At 54.6% G+C, this 17,044-nt stretch carries 16 protein-coding genes and 1 pseudogene; 3 read left to right on the forward strand and 14 right to left on the reverse strand.

All coding sequences use genetic code 11. The annotated features are described in order from the left end of the window. Positions 1–152 precede the first annotated feature (152 nt). Positions 153–1,634 carry a Shedu immune nuclease family protein gene (locus PSEUDOMOFG3G_RS00565; protein ID WP_139048530.1) on the reverse strand — a complete coding sequence of 494 codons (1,482 nt, stop codon included), beginning with the start codon at positions 1,632–1,634 and terminating at the stop codon, positions 153–155. A 157-nt stretch (positions 1,635–1,791) separates the two neighbouring features. Continuing rightward, a complete protein-coding gene (locus PSEUDOMOFG3G_RS00570; RefSeq protein ID WP_139048531.1) occupies positions 1,792–2,232 on the reverse strand; it encodes a 3'-5' exoribonuclease in 441 nt (146 codons plus the stop codon). Positions 2,233–2,700: 468 nt separating this feature from the next. Between PSEUDOMOFG3G_RS00570 and PSEUDOMOFG3G_RS00575 the strand changes: the two genes are divergently transcribed. Then, a complete protein-coding gene (locus tag PSEUDOMOFG3G_RS00575; protein WP_139048533.1) occupies positions 2,701–3,033 on the forward strand; it encodes a hypothetical protein in 333 nt (110 codons plus the stop codon). 177 nt (positions 3,034–3,210) lie between these two features. Here the strand turns inward: PSEUDOMOFG3G_RS00575 and PSEUDOMOFG3G_RS00580 are convergent, their stop codons facing one another. From PSEUDOMOFG3G_RS00580 to PSEUDOMOFG3G_RS00605, 7 genes and pseudogenes are all read right to left on the reverse strand, one after another. Then, complete coding sequence (locus tag PSEUDOMOFG3G_RS00580) at positions 3,211–3,561, reverse strand: copper-binding protein (RefSeq protein ID WP_139048534.1); 351 nt, start codon at positions 3,559–3,561, stop codon at positions 3,211–3,213. After that, a pseudogene (locus tag PSEUDOMOFG3G_RS00585) lies at positions 3,558–5,576 on the reverse strand (efflux RND transporter permease subunit); the annotation flags it as partial. The pseudogene PSEUDOMOFG3G_RS00585 and the gene PSEUDOMOFG3G_RS00580, both read right to left, overlap by 4 nt. Beyond that, on the reverse strand, positions 5,461–6,891 hold the full coding sequence (locus PSEUDOMOFG3G_RS00590) for an efflux RND transporter periplasmic adaptor subunit (protein WP_139048535.1): 1,431 nt from the start codon (positions 6,889–6,891) through the stop codon (positions 5,461–5,463). The gene PSEUDOMOFG3G_RS00590 and the pseudogene PSEUDOMOFG3G_RS00585, both read right to left, overlap by 116 nt. Next, positions 6,888–8,144, reverse strand: coding sequence for a TolC family protein (locus PSEUDOMOFG3G_RS00595; RefSeq protein WP_139048536.1), 1,257 nt, complete (start codon positions 8,142–8,144; stop codon positions 6,888–6,890). Before PSEUDOMOFG3G_RS00595 ends, PSEUDOMOFG3G_RS00590 begins: the two co-directional genes overlap by 4 nt. Before the next feature lie 99 nt (positions 8,145–8,243). Next, complete coding sequence (locus PSEUDOMOFG3G_RS27950) at positions 8,244–8,585, reverse strand: hypothetical protein (protein WP_139048537.1); 342 nt, start codon at positions 8,583–8,585, stop codon at positions 8,244–8,246. 98 nt (positions 8,586–8,683) lie between these two features. Beyond that, complete coding sequence (locus tag PSEUDOMOFG3G_RS00600; protein WP_139048538.1) at positions 8,684–10,072, reverse strand: heavy metal sensor histidine kinase; 1,389 nt, start codon at positions 10,070–10,072, stop codon at positions 8,684–8,686. Further along, positions 10,069–10,752, reverse strand: a complete 684-nt coding sequence (locus PSEUDOMOFG3G_RS00605) for a heavy metal response regulator transcription factor (protein WP_007247298.1) — start codon at positions 10,750–10,752, stop codon at positions 10,069–10,071. The genes PSEUDOMOFG3G_RS00600 and PSEUDOMOFG3G_RS00605 overlap by 4 nt, the downstream gene beginning before the upstream one ends. 279 nt (positions 10,753–11,031) lie before the next feature. On the opposite strand from PSEUDOMOFG3G_RS00605, the gene PSEUDOMOFG3G_RS00610 reads away from it, so the two are divergent. Next, entirely contained in the window at positions 11,032–11,469 is a 438-nt protein-coding gene (locus PSEUDOMOFG3G_RS00610) for a DUF411 domain-containing protein (protein WP_139048579.1), read from the forward strand. Between the two features lie 48 nt (positions 11,470–11,517). On the opposite strand, the gene copD is transcribed toward PSEUDOMOFG3G_RS00610, so the two are convergent. The 5 genes from copD to PSEUDOMOFG3G_RS00635 all read right to left on the reverse strand — a co-directional run bounded on the left by copD (position 11,518) and on the right by PSEUDOMOFG3G_RS00635 (position 16,228). Further along, entirely contained in the window at positions 11,518–12,453 is a 936-nt protein-coding gene (gene copD / locus PSEUDOMOFG3G_RS00615; protein WP_139048539.1) for a copper homeostasis membrane protein CopD, read from the reverse strand. Positions 12,454–12,455: 2 nt separating this feature from the next. Further along, entirely contained in the window at positions 12,456–12,839 is a 384-nt protein-coding gene (gene copC / locus PSEUDOMOFG3G_RS00620) for a copper homeostasis periplasmic binding protein CopC (protein ID WP_139048540.1), read from the reverse strand. Positions 12,840–12,908: 69 nt separating this feature from the next. After that, the gene (locus PSEUDOMOFG3G_RS00625) at positions 12,909–13,994 is read right to left on the reverse strand and encodes a copper resistance protein B (RefSeq protein ID WP_139048541.1); all 1,086 of its coding nucleotides are present in this window, start codon (positions 13,992–13,994) and stop codon (positions 12,909–12,911) included. Between the two features lie 10 nt (positions 13,995–14,004). After that, positions 14,005–15,870: a copper resistance system multicopper oxidase gene (locus PSEUDOMOFG3G_RS00630; protein WP_139048542.1), complete on the reverse strand. Its 1,866-nt coding sequence runs from the start codon at positions 15,868–15,870 to the stop codon at positions 14,005–14,007. A 148-nt stretch (positions 15,871–16,018) separates the two neighbouring features. Then, complete coding sequence (locus PSEUDOMOFG3G_RS00635) at positions 16,019–16,228, reverse strand: co-regulatory protein PtrA N-terminal domain-containing protein (RefSeq protein ID WP_105223821.1); 210 nt, start codon at positions 16,226–16,228, stop codon at positions 16,019–16,021. Between the two features lie 421 nt (positions 16,229–16,649). On the opposite strand from PSEUDOMOFG3G_RS00635, the gene PSEUDOMOFG3G_RS00640 reads away from it, so the two are divergent. Next, positions 16,650–16,976, forward strand: a complete 327-nt coding sequence (locus PSEUDOMOFG3G_RS00640) for a four-helix bundle copper-binding protein (protein WP_007247291.1) — start codon at positions 16,650–16,652, stop codon at positions 16,974–16,976. Positions 16,977–17,044 lie beyond the last annotated feature (68 nt).

A 17,044-nucleotide genomic window follows, 5' to 3' on the forward strand; every position in this document is an offset into this window, starting at 1 on the left:
GCGCGCTCCGCTTGCTATCCTGATCGTCAGATTCACGGGGTGGCTTTCAACCCCTGATCAGTCTGGACACCATAGATCAGCAGCCCGACCTCTTTGGGCGACCCAAAACTGCTGTACAGCCTCAGCGGCCCCTCTATCCAGTGACGGACATTCTAAAATGGTAAGTCTTCATCGCTGAGGGGCAAGTGCGCTACTGGCGGTTTTGGCGTCAAAGCTTTATGAATGCCCTCAAGCCGACCTAGCATCTCGTCGAAGGTAATCACCAGGACATCCTTGAGGCTGTTCCGATACTGCTCGAAGGCTCGCTGCTCACCAATCTTTGATGGGGTACGGCCAATGATGACAATGGCCGCCACGGCATGTGCGTGGACACGGTCATCGAGATCCTCGCTCAGACCGAGAATGTTCTTCTGCAGAACGCTTCGCTGGCTAATGACCTGGGCCACGGATCCGCTGAGCTCGTAAGAGGGTACGTAGGTCTTGCGGTAGGCTTTTCCGAGCAGGTCGTGCTGAGGGTGCTTGATCTCGATCAGAGCAAGGTTTCCGGTGGCCTTCGCAGCCATCAAGAAGTCGGAATACTGGCCCCCTTGACCTCTGATGTCTTTACCACCTACATAGGGCTGTTCTGCAATCATCTTGACGGGATAACCGAACGCCATGTCGAGTACGAAAGAGTGCTCACTCAGGAAGCGTTGCCACTTGTTCTCGGCGGCGTTGCTTTCCAGCATTTTCCGGTACACCTCAATGAGTTCGCCGAGCGTTATGAGCTCAATCTCAGACCTCAGCTGATACAGGGTTTTCGGTGAAGATTTCGCCAGCGCGGAGACGCTTTGCTGGGCAAGCATGACTGCCTGCTTTTGATCTTTGGGTGATAGACGAGTCGCCACTGACCCCAGCGCTACAAGATTTGCAAGCAGATCTGGCGGGAGCTTGCGTTCACGTGGAGGATAAAGCTCGGGGGCCGCTTTGTGCAGGAGCCCCGTGTAGCAAACAAGTTTTTTGTCGGCAGCGGTTTCTCGCTGATGCCGCTGAGTTAGCCGATCAAGGCTTCGCTCCATTTTCCCAAGCTGAGCAACGCCTAAACAGAAATGATTGCCCTCGATTTTCGCATCAAAATTCCCTGGCCCACCATGCAGAAACAGTGTGTCGATCCCCTCCAGATCATTTAAAGCCTGGATGATATATCGGTACTCGTAGTGGAAGCCGAGACCGTAGCGCCAGTCTTTGGTGAGCCCTGCAGGGAGAAGTCCTAGTAAATCCTCAAGCTCATCCTGATTGTTAGGATGTGGATATTCTTGGAAGACAGGGCGAGTAATCACTATCGACTGGATGTTGTTGTACTTGGGCTTACCGTACTCAGAGTGTTCCGAGCGGGCGTTGATAGGATAAATGGTCAAATACTCGGAGGTGACCATCAATAGGAGATGCCAGCCTGACCCATTGTCCGGCAGGGGTACATCGCTGTAGAAAACGAGTGTGGGGCCATAGTAGTCATTTTCGTCGTATTCGCCCGACTCCAGTGCTTCGAGTTCTCCCTCGCTCAACCCTCTCGCTTCACCATTGTCGAAACGAAGGAATGGGCCGCCATCCGCGCGCTGTTGCATGGCGTACTGTGAGGGGCGCATGGATGGCATGTGCTTTCGTCCTTGATCGAGATATGGTTTCTACTTGCCCACGCACTGGCGGGCCGAGTGCGAGTCTAGCGAGCCGCTAGTGTTTTGGAGAAGGGATTGATGAGAGCTTGTCTGGAGAGGGCGGTATAACACTGCGAAGGCTCCAAGTCGTTTATATTTAACTGAACATGCCAGCGATAATCTTGGCGTCGAGCAAGGCGTGGTGAGGCAGCTCTTCACCCTCGCTAGTCGGAGTAAGTGTCGTCGCGTCAGTGGGGAAATTACGAACGATTCTGGGCCATCGTCCGCCGTCATAGACCAGATCGCAAAAAAGCTCCCAGTCGAACTGGGGAGCGTCCGTGACGATCTCGATCTCCTTTTTGAACGACGTCAGAAACCTGAACAGCGACTTCCTGGCTTCAACTATGGGCAGCGCATAGCTCCCACCCCACAGCTGCGGAAGCACGATTTTCTTTACGAAATCACTGCAGTCTTCTTCTTGCCAACCTTCGAGCAATTCCACGTAGAATTCGCGCCCATCCTCAGCCACCAATGCGAGTGATATCAGCTTCGCTGCTGCTGATAGCCGGGTAAACTCGCAATCAAGAAAGAGTCTCAAGTGGGTAGAACTCCGCAATGACTAGGGGTCGCCTGGATATGGTGCAGGAAGGTCAGTTGTGGGAAATGGCTCTCAAGCATTTTGGCTCAGACGGGCTCCTCAAGGTAGTCATAGAAATGTGGAGTCACGCTGCGCCTCCGCCCAAGCCAGTCGTGGAATACCTGTCCACCAAACAGGTGAGCCGAGAAGTCCTGAATATACTGAAAATTGCTCAGGAGCGAGTGGGTGCATTCGTTGCGGATCGGACACCGGTTTCAGACACCGTAATGCTGTACTCCCGGCACGCCAGTGACCTAGCAGACGGGCTCATTACGCGACTGCCGAAGGTGCAACTTTCCCGAGCCTGGAGGGGTTTTTGTCTTGAAATTGACCTAGGGATTTGAAATCTCCGCCTGCTCCATAGGGCCTCTTGGCGTAAGCCTTTCCAAACAACTTGTTGAGTTAATTGCTGTTCTATAGAGACGATTTATGAAAGCTGATTTAACTGAAGAAGAAATGCGCCGCGCCTTATTCGGTACAGCTAAGCCTGAAGAGGTTCTTGCATCTCCAGCACCGGAACCTGTGACAGAAGTCGTCTTCACAAAGCCGATAGCTGACTCTGCAACCAAGAAGAAACCGGCGAAACCGTTCACGCCTAGGCTCAGGGTCACGCTTCGAGTTGGAAACGAATTTGAGGGGAAGATGCACGAGCTGATCCATGAGGCCGACACGCTGAGTTCGTTGCTTGCTGAGCAAGAAGCTGTGAAGGCTGCTAGGAAGAAATACAAATACGTGGAAGTGGAATCCGTTCAGTCGATGTAAAAGACACAGCTGTGAGGATTGCCTACCTGGTAAAGATCGCTGAGCAGCATCGGGGGATATTCTGATTGTTGATCGAAGCGTCGATGCGGCCAGTGGAGATGTCGCTATCGCAACGTTTGGCGATACTTGAACTGCAACCGACACGACGAACCGTGCCGGTTTTTTAGCATCGCAGGCTCATTTTCTTATAGAAACGATTGTGGCTTTGCCACCCTCTAGACGAAAGGTAAACGAGACACGGTCTCCGGCTGCCAGCCCTTTCAACTGATCCTCTGTCGCGGAAAACGCCATAGTCATCGGCGGCCATTGCACTGATGGAACAGCGCCGTGGGCAATGGTCACGGTATCCTTCGTAGGATCGATAGCCTTGATCGTTCCGTCGGCGGTGGCTACTGGAACCTGCTTTGTTTCTTGCTTCATCTGCATGCCCTCCATACTGTCCATTTTCCGGCCCGGCATGTCCTCTGCCAGGGCAGAAATTGAAAGCGTAAGTGCGGTGCTAGCAGCTGCAATCAGGGTCAGTTTCATACGACTTTTCCTTGAGTGAGGTTGGGTTCAACTTGGAGGTGACGGCGACGCATCAGGCGATACGCTGCCGGAATGACAAACAGGGACAGCAAGGGTGCCGTGACCATGCCGCCGACCATGGGCGCGGCGATGCGGCTCATGACTTCGCTGCCGGTGCCGCCGCCCAACAGGATGGGTAACAGACCGGCAATGATGACCGCCACGGTCATGGCCTTGGGTCGAACGCGCTGCACAGCGCCTTCACGAATCGCCGCCACCAGCCCGCGCTCAGTGCTGTCGCCGAGGTCTTCACGCTCGGCCCAGGCGTTTTTCAGGTAGAGCAGCATAATCACGCCGAACTCGGCAGAAACCCCGGCCAAGGCGATAAAGCCGACTCCGGTGGCGACCGACAAGTTGAATCCCAGCAGATAGAGGAACCATGCTCCACCAGTCAGTGCGAATGGCAATGTGGCCATGATCAGCAAGGCCTCATCGAATCGGGCAAAAGTCAGGTAGAGCAACACGAAAATGATCAACAGCGTGGCCGGCACTACCAGTTTGAGCCGTGCGTTGGCCCGTTCCAGAAATTCGAACTGTCCTGAGTAACTGACGCTCATGCCTGGCTGCAACTTGACCTGCTCATTGACGACCCGGCGTAGATCGGCGGCCACCGAAGCAATGTCCCGACCACGCACATCGATGTACACCCAGCCTGAAGGCCGTGCATTCTCGCTCTTGAGCATCGGCGGCCCGTCGCTGACCTTAACCTTCGCCACCGTTCCCAAGGTGATCTGACTCCCTAACGGGGTGTAGATCGGCAATTGCTCCAGGGCGCCGAGCGAGTCACGCCACTCCCGTGGGTAACGTACGTTGATCGGGAAACGTGCGAGACCTTCGATTGTCTCCCCTACGTTTTCACCACCGATAGCGCCAGCCACAATGGACTGCACATCAGCGATATTCAGTCCGTAGCGGGCGGCGGCCTTGCGGTCGATATCTACATCGATATAGCGGCCACCGGTCAGTCGCTCGGCCAGAGCCGAGCTGACACCGGGTACATCCTTGGCCACCCGCTCGACCGCCTGAGTTGCTGCATCGATCTCGGTCAGGTTTGTGCCGGCAACTTTTACTCCGATGGGGCTTTTGATCCCGGTGGCCAGCATGTCGATACGGTTGCGAATCGGCGGTATCCAGATATTGGTCAGCCCTGGAACTCGTACCACTCGATCCAGTTCTTCCACCAGTTTCTCCTGGGTCATGCCAGGGCGCCATTGCTCGTGTGGCTTGAACTGGATAGTGGTTTCGAACATCTCCAGCGGTGCCGGGTCGGTGGCGGTTTCGGCGCGCCCCGCTTTACCGAAGACGTGTTCGACTTCGGGCACGGTCTTGATCAGGCGGTCGGTCTGCTGCAGCAATTGCGCCGCTTTCTGCGCCGATAATCCCGGCAGGGCTGAAGGCATATAGAGCAGATCGCCCTCGTCCAACGGGGGGAGAAACTCGCCGCCCAAACGGGACATTGGCCATAGCGCACTGGCAAACACCAACAGTGCCACCACCATTGTGATCTTTGGTCGACGCAAGACTGCGTCCAGGGCTGGCTGATAGATCCGTATCAACCACCGGTTCAACGGGTTCTGTTGCTCACTGGGGATTCGTCCTCGAATCCAGTAGCCCATCAGCACGGGCACCAAGGTCACTGACAATCCCGCCGCTGCCGCCATGGCGTAGGTCTTAGTGAAAGCCAAAGGGCCGAACAACCTTCCTTCCTGAGCCTCCAGCGTGAACACCGGAATGAACGACAGGGTGATGATCAACAAACAGAAGAACAGCGCGGGGCCTACCTCTGCCGCCGCTTCGGTCATTACATGCCAATGACGTTCACCCTTCAGTTCTTCCCCCGGATTGGCCGCGTGCCATGCCTCAACCTTCTTGTGGGCGTTCTCGATCATCACCACAGCGGCATCGACCATAGCGCCAATGGCGATGGCAATCCCGCCCAAGGACATGATGTTGGCGTTGATGCCTTGGTAGCGCATGGGCGAGCGTGACTTCTTTGTCGTTGATCTCAACGATCTGACCATCAGCCTCATGAAGACTGGAGGCTGTTTCACTGGGTGCCGACTCTTCATCCGTGCGAGCAACAATGCCTTTAAGACTGGCCTCCGAGTCGAGCAGGAACTGGCCAGATGTAACCACCTTCTGGCCTGCTTCCAGACCTTTCACTATCGCAGTTTTGCCATCGCTTTCCTGCCCAAGGAACACCTCCACGGGGCGGTAGCGGCCAGCGTCTTCGGCGAGCATCACCAGAGCTCGTCGGCCAGTGCGAATCACCGCCTCACTCGGCACCCACAATACACTTTGCTCGGTCGAACGATTCAGGCGTACTTGCGCCGTCAAACCCGGCTTGAGACGCCCGTCCGGATTGGGTAACTCGACACGTACCCGAAGTGTGCGGCTGTCCGGATTGGTCTCGGGCAAAATCGCGCTGACGTTGCCGCCAAGTGTAGTTCCTGGGAAGGCTGGCAGACGCGCTTCGACTGCCTGCCCCACGGTGATAGCTCCGGAATCCGATTCTGGAACGGCCACGGCTAACCAGACACTGCTCAAGCCATTGACGCGGGCCAGAGTATCGCCAACCGACACGGTCATACCCGCACGTACATTCAGCTCTTGCAGCACGCCGCTGATAGGACTGGTGAGGGTCAGGTTCGGCTGGACTTTGCCACTGCGCTCTACCTGGGTGATCAGCGCAGCTGGCATCCCTGTGAGCCGCATTCGCTGTCGGGCCGCAGCCAATAGGTCAGCATCACCGTTGTGCTTAATGGCAAGGAACTCTGTCTGGGCAGCCGCCCACTCCGGCACCAGGATATCTGCCAGGGCCGCGTTGGCCTTGAGCACATCACCGGGAGCATGGGCATAGACCCGTTCCACAAAGCCAGGGGTGCGTGCCTGTATCACCGCAACATCTCGTTCGTTGAACGCCAAGACACCCGTCACATCAAGGCTGGAGTCAAAGATTCCACGGGTGACTGTTGCAAACCGCAGACCGAGATTCTGGGTCAGACTCGGATCGATACTGACGGTCGCACGATCTCCTGCGCCACCGGCGTACAGAGGAACCAGCTGCATGTCCATGAAAGGGGATTTACCCGACTTATCGAACTTTTGCTGCGGGTACATGGGATCGTACCAATACAGAGCCTTGCGTTCCTCTGAGGAGTTGGGACTCTGCTCCGGGCTGGCACCAGGTACTCCGCTCACGCGTTGATGCGCGAACCAGTAACCCCCGGCAACCCCGAATGCCAGCGAGACGCCTACCAACAATGCCCCGTTCCATTTTTTTAGGATCATTGGCTGGACTCCCCATAAGCGAAGTACAGACGTGCACTTGTCAGCGCTCGCTGCTCTTCTACGTCGATCTGTTTAAGGCGGGCTTCGATGAGTTCACGTCGGGCGGCAACCACCGCGTTTAAATCGCCTTTGCCGACGCGATAACTCGCCATGCTGAGTTCGACCTTTTCCTTGGCCAGCGGCAATAGGCTTTCCTGGTTTCGACGCACGGCACGATTCAGGCGCTCATAGTCAGCTAGTTCGTTTTCCAGTTGCTGGGTGTGCTCGCGAGACAGAGCCTCTCGCTCGGCCTCAAGCTGGCTGAGCTCAGCCTGTTTGGCCGCGATTTTGGGGTTTTGCCGGGAGTCAGGAAACAGTGGCAGATCCCAGGAAAATTGCACACTTACCATGTCGCCAAACTCACGGCCACGGCGCTGGTAATCCAGTTCCCAGCTCCAGTCCGACTGTTTCTCCGACACGGCTTCACGAACCTTGGCTTGCGCTTCACGGGTCATCGGCGCAAACGCTGCCAATTCGGGATGGTGTTGCAGCTTATGAGTGTAACTTGAGGTGTCGACGGGCCATTCAGGCAAGCTATCCACAGGCTTGTCGTTGGCGGCGGAGCCAATCCAGCGTTTGAGGGCCGCATGAGCCTGCGCTCTCTGGAGAATCAGATCGTCCTGCTGCTCCGCCAGTTGAGCTGCTTCCTGCTTGGGTGTCACCGCATCGGCTGGTTGAGCACGGCCACCGGCAATTTGAGCCCGGACGGTATCGCTCAGCAGGCGGTTTTCTTTGTAGAAGTCCTGGAACAACACATCTTTGCGCTCAACCGAGTAGCTGCTGATCCAGGCCAACGCCGTGGACTGGCGCACCTTCAGACGTTCGACTCGACGCTCCGCAGAGGCACGATCAATAGCTGCATCGGCGATTTCGATACGCGCTTTGCGCTTGTCGCTATTGGGCATCTCCTGCCTGACCCCGACCATCTGCATGGTCATGAAGTCCTGGTCGATACTCCAACGATCCGGGCCGCCGATGGGGTAGTTCTGCACGCCCACCAAGAGCTTGGGATCAGGTAATTCACCAGCAGGGATGGCCGTACTGCTGGCGGCCTGAATTTCCGCGTCTTGTGCGGTCAGCGACGGCGCATTGTTTTCTGCCAGCCGCAACGCTTCATCGAGCGTCAATGCGGCAGCGAAACTCGGCAACGCCAGCACGCTTGCCGCTAGGCCGGCCACGAGAGACCAGCCTGTGCAATTGCACTTGGAGTTCATGTTTACGATTCCTGTAATCATCCACTGCACGCGTCAAAAGACATGCGCGCAGCTAGTCCATCCCGCTAATGCAGAATGAGGCTCAATGTCGGACAGGAATTAAACGCGAGGGGGTCGCCATACTCCGGACGGGGTATGTACAGGCAATGAATCGCTAGAAAAGGAAAGGACTACAGGATCAAACAGTGTGACAGGGGGCTTAAAGACCGAAACTTCCAACATACCGCCTGTTTTGCATTCTTGGCCCGGCTTACAAGGCTTTCCGTGCTCAGAAGGGCTTTTCATGTCGTTGCAGCAGTCCATCTTCATGTCGTCCATCATCGCCATGCCCATGGTCTTCATGGGGCAAGGTTCTGTGGGTGCCTGAACGCCCGCCATTCCGGACAAGGGAAGCGTCAAGCTGATCAGAAGAAGCATGCAAAGCCGCAAATAGCGTTTCATAGAGGCGGAGTGTAGTCGGTGCAAATGGGACTTACAATTGGACAGCTAAAAGTGAAGTTTCGACCTGGTAGCTCTGATTTCGGAGCGCCCCCAGCCTTTCACCCATGCGCAACAGGCCAAGCAGGCAGGCTTATCGTAAAAGTCGTTCGCCCTGCAGCGGAAACACACCCAACGGTGCCGCCATGAGCATCTACTAACGACTTTACAATTGCCAAACCCAGCCCTGCATTGTTTGTAGAGCTCTCCCTTCGCGCAGGGTCAACCCTATAAAACCGGTCAAACAGCCGAGGTAGATGTTCAGCGGCGATTTCTTCGCCAGGATTTTGCACTGATAAACTGATCATGCTGCCGTACGACTCGATTTTTACAGAAATGGTGCCACCAGAGGGCGTGTACCGGATCGCATTCGATAGCAAATTGGAAACCATCCTGTCCAGCATAGTCCTGTCACCACGCACCTCACCGTGTCCAATGACCTGTAGCTTCAGACCGGTGTCATCTGCCAGCAGTTGGTAATACTCTAAAAGTTTCTCCACCACCGACCGCATTTCGACTTTTTCTTTCGCGGGTAAAACCAGACCGTTATCAGACTTCGCTAAAAAGAGCATGCCATCGATGATGCTTGAAAGTCGGTTGAGATCTTCCAGATTGGAGTAAAGATTCTCCTCATATATTTCTGGCGCACGCTTTTTTGTGAGAATCACTTCAGTATGTGTTCGCAGATTACTAATTGGCGTACGTAGCTCATGGGCGATATCGGCTGAGAAATTAGATAATCGAGAAAACGATTCTTCTAGCCGAGCAAGCATGGCATTGAACGAAGTGACGAGTAGCTCAAGCTCACGGGGCACAAAATCCATCGGAATTCGCTCTTTCAGCGATCCAGCTGACATCGAAGCGGCAACCTGCGTCACCCGTGCGACGGGTTTTAACCCGCTACGCGCAACCAACCAACCCAAGCCGGCGCTGACCAACGCACTGATCGCCAAACCTATCACCAACCACCAACGTAAAGTCTCCACGAAATGCATGTGGCTTGTGATATCCATACTCAGCCAGGCCGTCAGTGGCTCTGATTCATTCACCAAATGAACTTGGGCTTTCATCCCTCGGTACAGATGGCCTCCGTCTGTCCACTCCCACATATCATCATCAGGGGCATCAGGAGGAATAGAAGGATGCTGAGCTGCGTTAGAGGTTGCAAAGATCGTTTTTCCCCCCTGCATGACAATCGAGGCTGAGAGTTCCTGGTGCGCCCCCAACAACGCTTGTAACTGAAGCAATACATCCGAACGGTCAGCTGAGCCAGCTTCACCGTCCATGATTTGACGAATTGATTCGAGCTTTTCTGTCATAGCTTGCCGGTCGAGTGCCTTGAAGTGATGCCGGCTGAAACCGTCGAAGGTAAAGCCTGCTACCACGAGCACTGCGACTACAGCGCACACAAACATCAGGCTTAGACGAAGCGTTAGAGACGGGCGCTTCATTCTGCGTCCGGGGCATCAAGCATGTAGCCCATGCCTCGCGAGGTCTGAATCAGCTTTGTATCGAAATCATCATCAATCTTGGCCCTAAGCCTGCGAATGGCGACCTCAATCACGTTGGTATCGCTGTCGAAATTCATATCCCAGACCTGGGATGCGATGAGCGACTTTGAGAGAACCTCCCCCCTGCGGCGCATCAGCAGTTCCAGCAAAGCAAACTCCTTGGCTGTCAGGTCAATGCGTTGACCTGAGCGCGAGGCTCGACGTTTGAGCAAGTCGACTTCAAGATCGCCGATTTTGATAGACGTCAGATTGGGAGCACCGGCACCCCGACGCAGCAGGCTTCTGACGCGAGCGAGTAGCTCAGAAAACGCGAACGGCTTTACTAAATAATCATCTGCACCAAGCTCTAAGCCTCTAACTCGGTCATCGACTCCGTCCCTTGCTGTAAGGAACAAAACGGGAACCAAGCTTCCCGCTGCGCGAACACTTTGAATGACGTCCCAGCCGTCAATCCCGGGCATCATCACGTCCAGAATCAGAAGGTCGTAACTCTCGTTCAGCGCCTGATGCAATGCCTCCGTGCCTGTCAGCACCCGGTCGACGTTAAAGCCCGCTTCCAAGAGTCCTTGCTGGAGATACATTCCGGTTTTGGGTTCGTCTTCTGCTACCAGGATTTTCATGGTGGAACTCCAGCTGGGCGTACCTCAAGTGTGCTACGAAACCGACAACGATGCGCAAGCTGACGCAAATGTAATCGCTCTGACAGGTGGCAGAAAGCGCCTAGGCACCATGGCATGGAAGGGCGTAAGCAGCTAGACGGCAGCTTACGAAAATGTAATCGGCAATGATCAGTTGTTGCGCTTAACCTACCTTGGAACGGTGCGGATGCGAGGTAATGAGTCCGGACAAGGAATACATAGCAACCGCGCTACGAAATGTTAAAGAGGTGCATCAAAATGATGAAGCGTAAGTTATTCCTCGCTACGGGGCTGATGCTCATGGGCGTTGCACAAGCTGCAGAGCAGCTCAGCATCGATGTCCACCGTGACGCGAATTGCGGATGCTGTAAGGAGTGGGTCAAGCACTTGGAATCCAATGGATTCAAGGTGACTGACCATGTGGAAAGCGATATGAGCGCTATCAAGAAAGGGCTGGGTGTGCCGCAGGGACTAGCGTCCTGCCACACGGGAGTTATTGGCGGAAAATTCGTAGAAGGCCATGTTCCGGCGGATGAAATTAAGAAGTTGAATGACCGTCCCGGCCTTGCAGGGATTGCAGTGCCAGGCATGCCAGCAGGTTCGCCTGGTATGGACTATGGTCAGAAACATCAACCTTACCAGGTCTTGGGCCTCACAAAGGGTGGCGCGCAAGAGGTGGTCGCTGACTACCCGAAATGATCGTCACGCAGATCTGAGCGACCAGCGTTGCTCAGATCTGCGCGGGCATTACCCTTGGGCCATCTCGATTGAGGGGCTTAGCGTTCCTAGCCACGCCACCAAGCAAACAATGACAACTGCACAGGTCGATTCGAGCAGCACGCTCTTTTTCAAAGCAGCGACTGCGACAGAATAATTACCCCCGCTCACAGAGCATTCCAGTGAAGGGCTCAGGTAGAAACGATTGAGGGTCGCGAGTCCGAGCATGCCAGCGAACAATATGATTTTCGCTAGGAGGAGAATGCCATAGGTACTGGTCACTACCTCTGTAATGGTCGGCCCGACAATGAAAAGATAATTAGCGACTCCTGTGAGTATGATCGTACCCACAATGAACCCGCCCGCTGTTTCGAATCCTTTGAGCGCCCGAGTCAAAACCCGTACGAGTTGCTCAGGATTACCTGCCCTCACGCTCAGCATCAGAGCAAAGGCTGCCAAGGCTCCAATCCAACCGCCAGCAGCCAGTAGATGAAGAATATCCGCTGCGAAATGCCAGAACCGTCTAGCCCCCTCATCCATCGCCCCGTGACCTGTCCACGGGAGCGTAGCTAAGGCAATACTACCCGCTAGGGTAGCAATCCAAAGACTAGCAGATGGCAATCGAGTGCTTTGGCTTGCAGCGATTATCACCACCGCAAGCGAGACCATACGTGCCATCCAGCTGTAACCGACCTCGGTTTCGGACAGCATCATTTCCAGGTGAGGGAACAGCTCCGCCCAATCGGACGCACCGCTCATGTTTTTCGTCATGACCAAGAACGTGGCCATAGACAGAAGAATGCCTATAACGGCAGCCCCACTCAGCAGCGACCCAAAATGCAACACCGTTCCCGATACGCGCTCTTTCCCGCGAAAGCTGTACAGCCCGAACACCGCGAGTCCGAACAGGAGCATCAAATCCAGATAAAGCGCGAGGCGCAGCGCCACATTCAAAGGGTCGCTCATGCTTATTTCACTTTGAAAGTTACGGCACCGGTAATTGGATGAGTGTCGGACGATACTGCCCGCCATTCTACTTTATAGGTGCCCGTTGTCAGGGGCGATGAAGGCGTGATTACCATGGTCTTCGGATCATTGCCGCCTGCTACGCTGGCTTTGACACCCATAGGTGAATTCGGCATGCCTGGCATATCAGTCATGATCAGCTTGGCTCCGGAAAATTGGGTGACCAGGTTTTCGGAAAAGTGCAGTTCAATTTTCGAGGGGGCCGCACCGGAGTCGCGTTCTGAAGGAGTCGAAGACAACAGTTTCGGATGGGCTTGAGCGACCGAGCTCAGCAAAATACCGGATGAAAGAGCGACGGCCACAACACAGGATTTCAAGAACGACATGCAAGGCTCCTCACAGCGAATAGCTGTTGTAATGAGGTTAAGTAATTATTTTGGTGCTATTAACTTGGTCTAGAACCAGACCCGAACGCCAAGCACCAGGCGAGCTTCGTTACTGTCTTCGCCTTCCTCCTTGGCATAGTCAGCGGTCTTTCCATAACTACGGTTCCATGTCACACCCACGTATGGTGCGAATTGTGGACGGATCTCATACCGGAGCCGCAGACCAATCTCACTTTCTGATAACCCGGAGCCAATGCCACGCTGAGGATCGTTTTTCCCGTAAAAATTCAATTCTGCAGTCGGTTGCAAAATAAGCTTATTGGTCAGAAGGATGTCGTAGTCTCCTTCCAGCCGCGCCGCAGTCTGGCCACCTTCGCCCAGATATGCAGTAGCCTGGGCTTCGAAGTTGTAGAGCGCCAAGCCCTGGATGCCGAAAGCCGCCCACGTTTGTGGATCACCTGGTTTGAAGTCTTGGCGAACCCCACCGACGAGATCCCACCAAGGGCTGATAGCGTGCCCCCACAGAGCTTGAATCTCGGCTTCCTCTGTCTTCCCATTGGTGCGCTCACCTTCAGAACGCAACCATAGACGATCCACATCACCGCCTATCCAACCTTGAGCTTCCCAGTTCAGCGCGCTCCCTTCATCAGCATCCTGCCATTCCAATTTTTCGAAAATGAAATACGAGTTAAGAGCGGTGTCATGAACCTCATGGCCGCCAGGAGCTTTATAAACTGCGGCTCTCGCAGCATTTGTAATTGGGGGTATTGGAGTTCGGCTCTCAGTTCGACCCTGCTGCTTGGCGGGCTGCATCCCCTGCATCTGGCTATGATCCATGCCCTGCATTTGGGAGTGATCCATGCCCTGCATTTGGGAATGATCCATGCTCTTCATCTGGCTGTGATCCATGCCCTGCACTTGGGAATGATCCATGCTCTTCATCTGGCTGTGATCCATGCCCTGCATTTGGGAGTGATCCATGCCCTGCATTTGGGAGTGATCCATGCCCTTCATCTGGCTGTGATCCATGTTCTGCATTTGCCCGTCGTCTGCAGACTGAGTGGTGTCAGCGGCTGCCGGCAGAACAAAGCCAAGGCTGAGAGCGACCGTAGCTACAACCGAGTGAATGCGAGTGCCACAAAAATAGTTGCTCATAGTCGACCCCTTATTCCTCTACTCGCACTTCTCGGAACATGCCCATTTCCATGTGATACAGAAGATGGCAGTGGTAGGCCCAGCGACCTAGCGCATCGGCGGTGACTCTGTAGCTGCGCTTCGATCCTGGCGGCATGTCGATGGTGTGTTTTCGAACAAGGAACTGACCATTTTCGTCTTCAAGATCGCTCCACATCCCATGCAAATGAATGGGGTGCGTCATCATAGTGTCGTTAACGAGGACGAACCGAACCCGCTCGCCATACTTCAGTTTCACCGGCTCGGCGTCAGAAAATTTCACGCCGTTGAACGACCAAGAGAATTTCTCCATATGCCCGGTCAGGTGCAGTTCGATAGTGCGGCTTGGCTCACGGCCATCAGGATCTTCAAACGTGCTCCTGAGATCGGAATATGTCAGCACCTTGCGACCGTTATCACGAAGGCCCATACCAGGGTCATCAAGCTTCGGTGAGGTGGACATTGCTTGCATATCGACTAGAGGGTTGTTGGATTCCGTCTTGGGGTGCGACTGCATATTCCCCATCCCACCCATGCCTTCCATAGACATTTTGCTGTGATCCATTCCGGTCATGCCCTCCATGCCGGACATATCCTGCACAGCGCCATGGTTCATCGATGTCATGGAGCCGCCGTCCATTCCCGACATGCCATCCATCGAACTGTCACCCACGCTGGCCATTTTGCTGTGATCCATACCAGCCATATTGCCCATACTCCCCATCGAGCCATGATCCATACCCGCCATACCCATGTCGGCCATGGTGACGAGAGGACGAGGATCGAGCTCGGGTACAGGGGCGACTAAGCCTGACCGAACGGCCAGAGTACCTCGGGCATATCCCGACCGATCCATCGACTGTGCGAACAATGTGTAGGCTTCTTGGGTAGGCTCGACTATTACATCGAACGTCTCAGCTGTAGCTATTCGGAACTCATCCACGCTCACAGGCTTTACATACTGGCCATCAGCGGCGACAACGGTCATTTTCAGTCCAGGAATACGGACGTCGAAGTAGCTCATGGCCGACCCGTTGATGAATCTCAACCTAAGTTTTTCGCCTGGCTTGAATGTGCCCGTCCAATTCGAATCAGGGGCAAGACCGTTCATCAAGTAGGTGTATGTAGCGCCACTGACGTCTGCGATGTCAGTGGGGTTCATCTTCATTTCTGCCCACATCTTGCGATCAGCAACGGTGGCTGACCAACCTTTGTCAGCCACGTCATTTATAAAGTCGCTAACCGTTCGCTTATGGGTGTTGTAGTAGTCAGCCTGCTTCTTTAGCGTTTTCATCAACGAGGCCGGATCTTCATCCGTCCAATCGGTGAGCATCACCACGTAGTCGCGGTCATACACAAACGGCTCGGGGTCTTTCGCTTCAATTACTAACGGGCCGTACACACCCACCTGTTCTTGGAAGCCGGAATGACTGTGATACCAGTACGTTCCATTCTGGGTGACCTTGAATTGATAGACGTATGTACCGTCCGGCTCGATCCCGTGGAAGCTAAGGCCAGGTACACCATCCATATTGGCGGGAAGAATGATCCCGTGCCAGTGAATGGAAGTCATATCCTTCAGGCGGTTTTTGACGCGTAAAGTGACCGTATCACCCTCACGCCAGCGCAGGAGGGGCCCCGGAAGCCCACCATTGATTGTCAGCGCTGTACGGCGATTGCCAGTGATGTTTACCGGCGTTTCTCCAATAAACAGGTCGAACTCCGTTCCTGATAGAACATTCGCTTCCCCTAGGCCTGGTGCAGCCCATACAGGGGTGCGCCAGAGCCCTAAGCCCGCAAGAATTCCGCCTGCGGTGAGTCCCTTTACGAAGGTGCGCCGAGAGGTGTTGGAGTGCATACCGATTCGTGTCCCGTCAGTCGGAGGGAGGCGCGCACTACTGCGCACATTCCAATGGTCAATCACTTGATCGCCTGCGCGATTTCATACATCGAAAGATGCCACAGGCCAGCAAACGAGGTAATTACATTTCCGTAAGCTGGGCGACTCAGCAGTGATGGTTTGGCTTTTCAGCCACAGGTTTTTCCTGCGCAACGTCCCCCTTTGGCTGTGTTCCCGAACTCGGGGTAAGCGTGGACATCGCCGTCTCACGGGCTCGCTCCATACGCTCAGCGGCGCGGTCGCCACCGCCCTCAGCAAACGCCAGCGACGATATAGCCAAACTGAACGTAAGAATCAGAACATTGGTTGCTTTCATGGCGCATCTCCTCAACAGAATCAGCTCTCAGGTAGTCCAGAGAGATTGAGCATCGGCTCAGTGAGGATGATGGGGGCTCGCACCTGTCAGCAGGCTTAGCCTGCGATTACAACTTTGACATCGGCGTTGGCCGGGACTGATCAACATAACGGGAGCGCCAAAGATGGCTTAGATCGCTGACCGTCTACTCCAGCCGTCCACCTGCTCCACGCATTGCCTACGCCTGCATGGAAAGCTGAACTTTTCAGACCTATGCCTAAAAGCGACTGCTTGATGAGGCAAGCTGAATAGCGAAGGTTCGCCTACCTTACAAAACTGTAATTATTTTCTCGAAACCCGGCCAATCTGCTTGGGTCGGACTGAGTGTACCTCCAAGAAAAGTACATCAACTGAATCGACCGTCGACCTCGGAGAATTGGTTATGAACAGTAGCTATGAAGATTGCATTTCGGAATGCCTACGCTGCGCATTGGCCTGTGAAACCTGCGCATCAGCCTGTCTGGAAGAGCAGGACGTTAAGATGATGGCGAACTGCATAAAGCTCGATAGGGATTGCGCAGATATCTGTAGGCTCGCAGCGACCCTAATGGCACGGGGAAGCCCCTTCGCGAATGAGATTTGTATGCTTTGCGCAAAGATTTGTAGAGCATGCGGTCAGGAGTGCGGCGCTCACGAAGCAGAACATTGCCAGAACTGCTCAAAAGCGTGTTTAGCTTGCGCACAAGCATGCGAATCAATGGCTGCTTGAGCTTCCCTTCGGCCAATAACTTATCAACCTAGTGGCCAACCATTGAATGATGGGGTGGCCACTAGGTT

The sequence above is a fragment of the Pseudomonas sp. FG-3G genome (assembly GCF_901007645.1).
GTDB lineage: Bacteria > Pseudomonadota > Gammaproteobacteria > Pseudomonadales > Pseudomonadaceae > Aquipseudomonas > Aquipseudomonas rhizophila.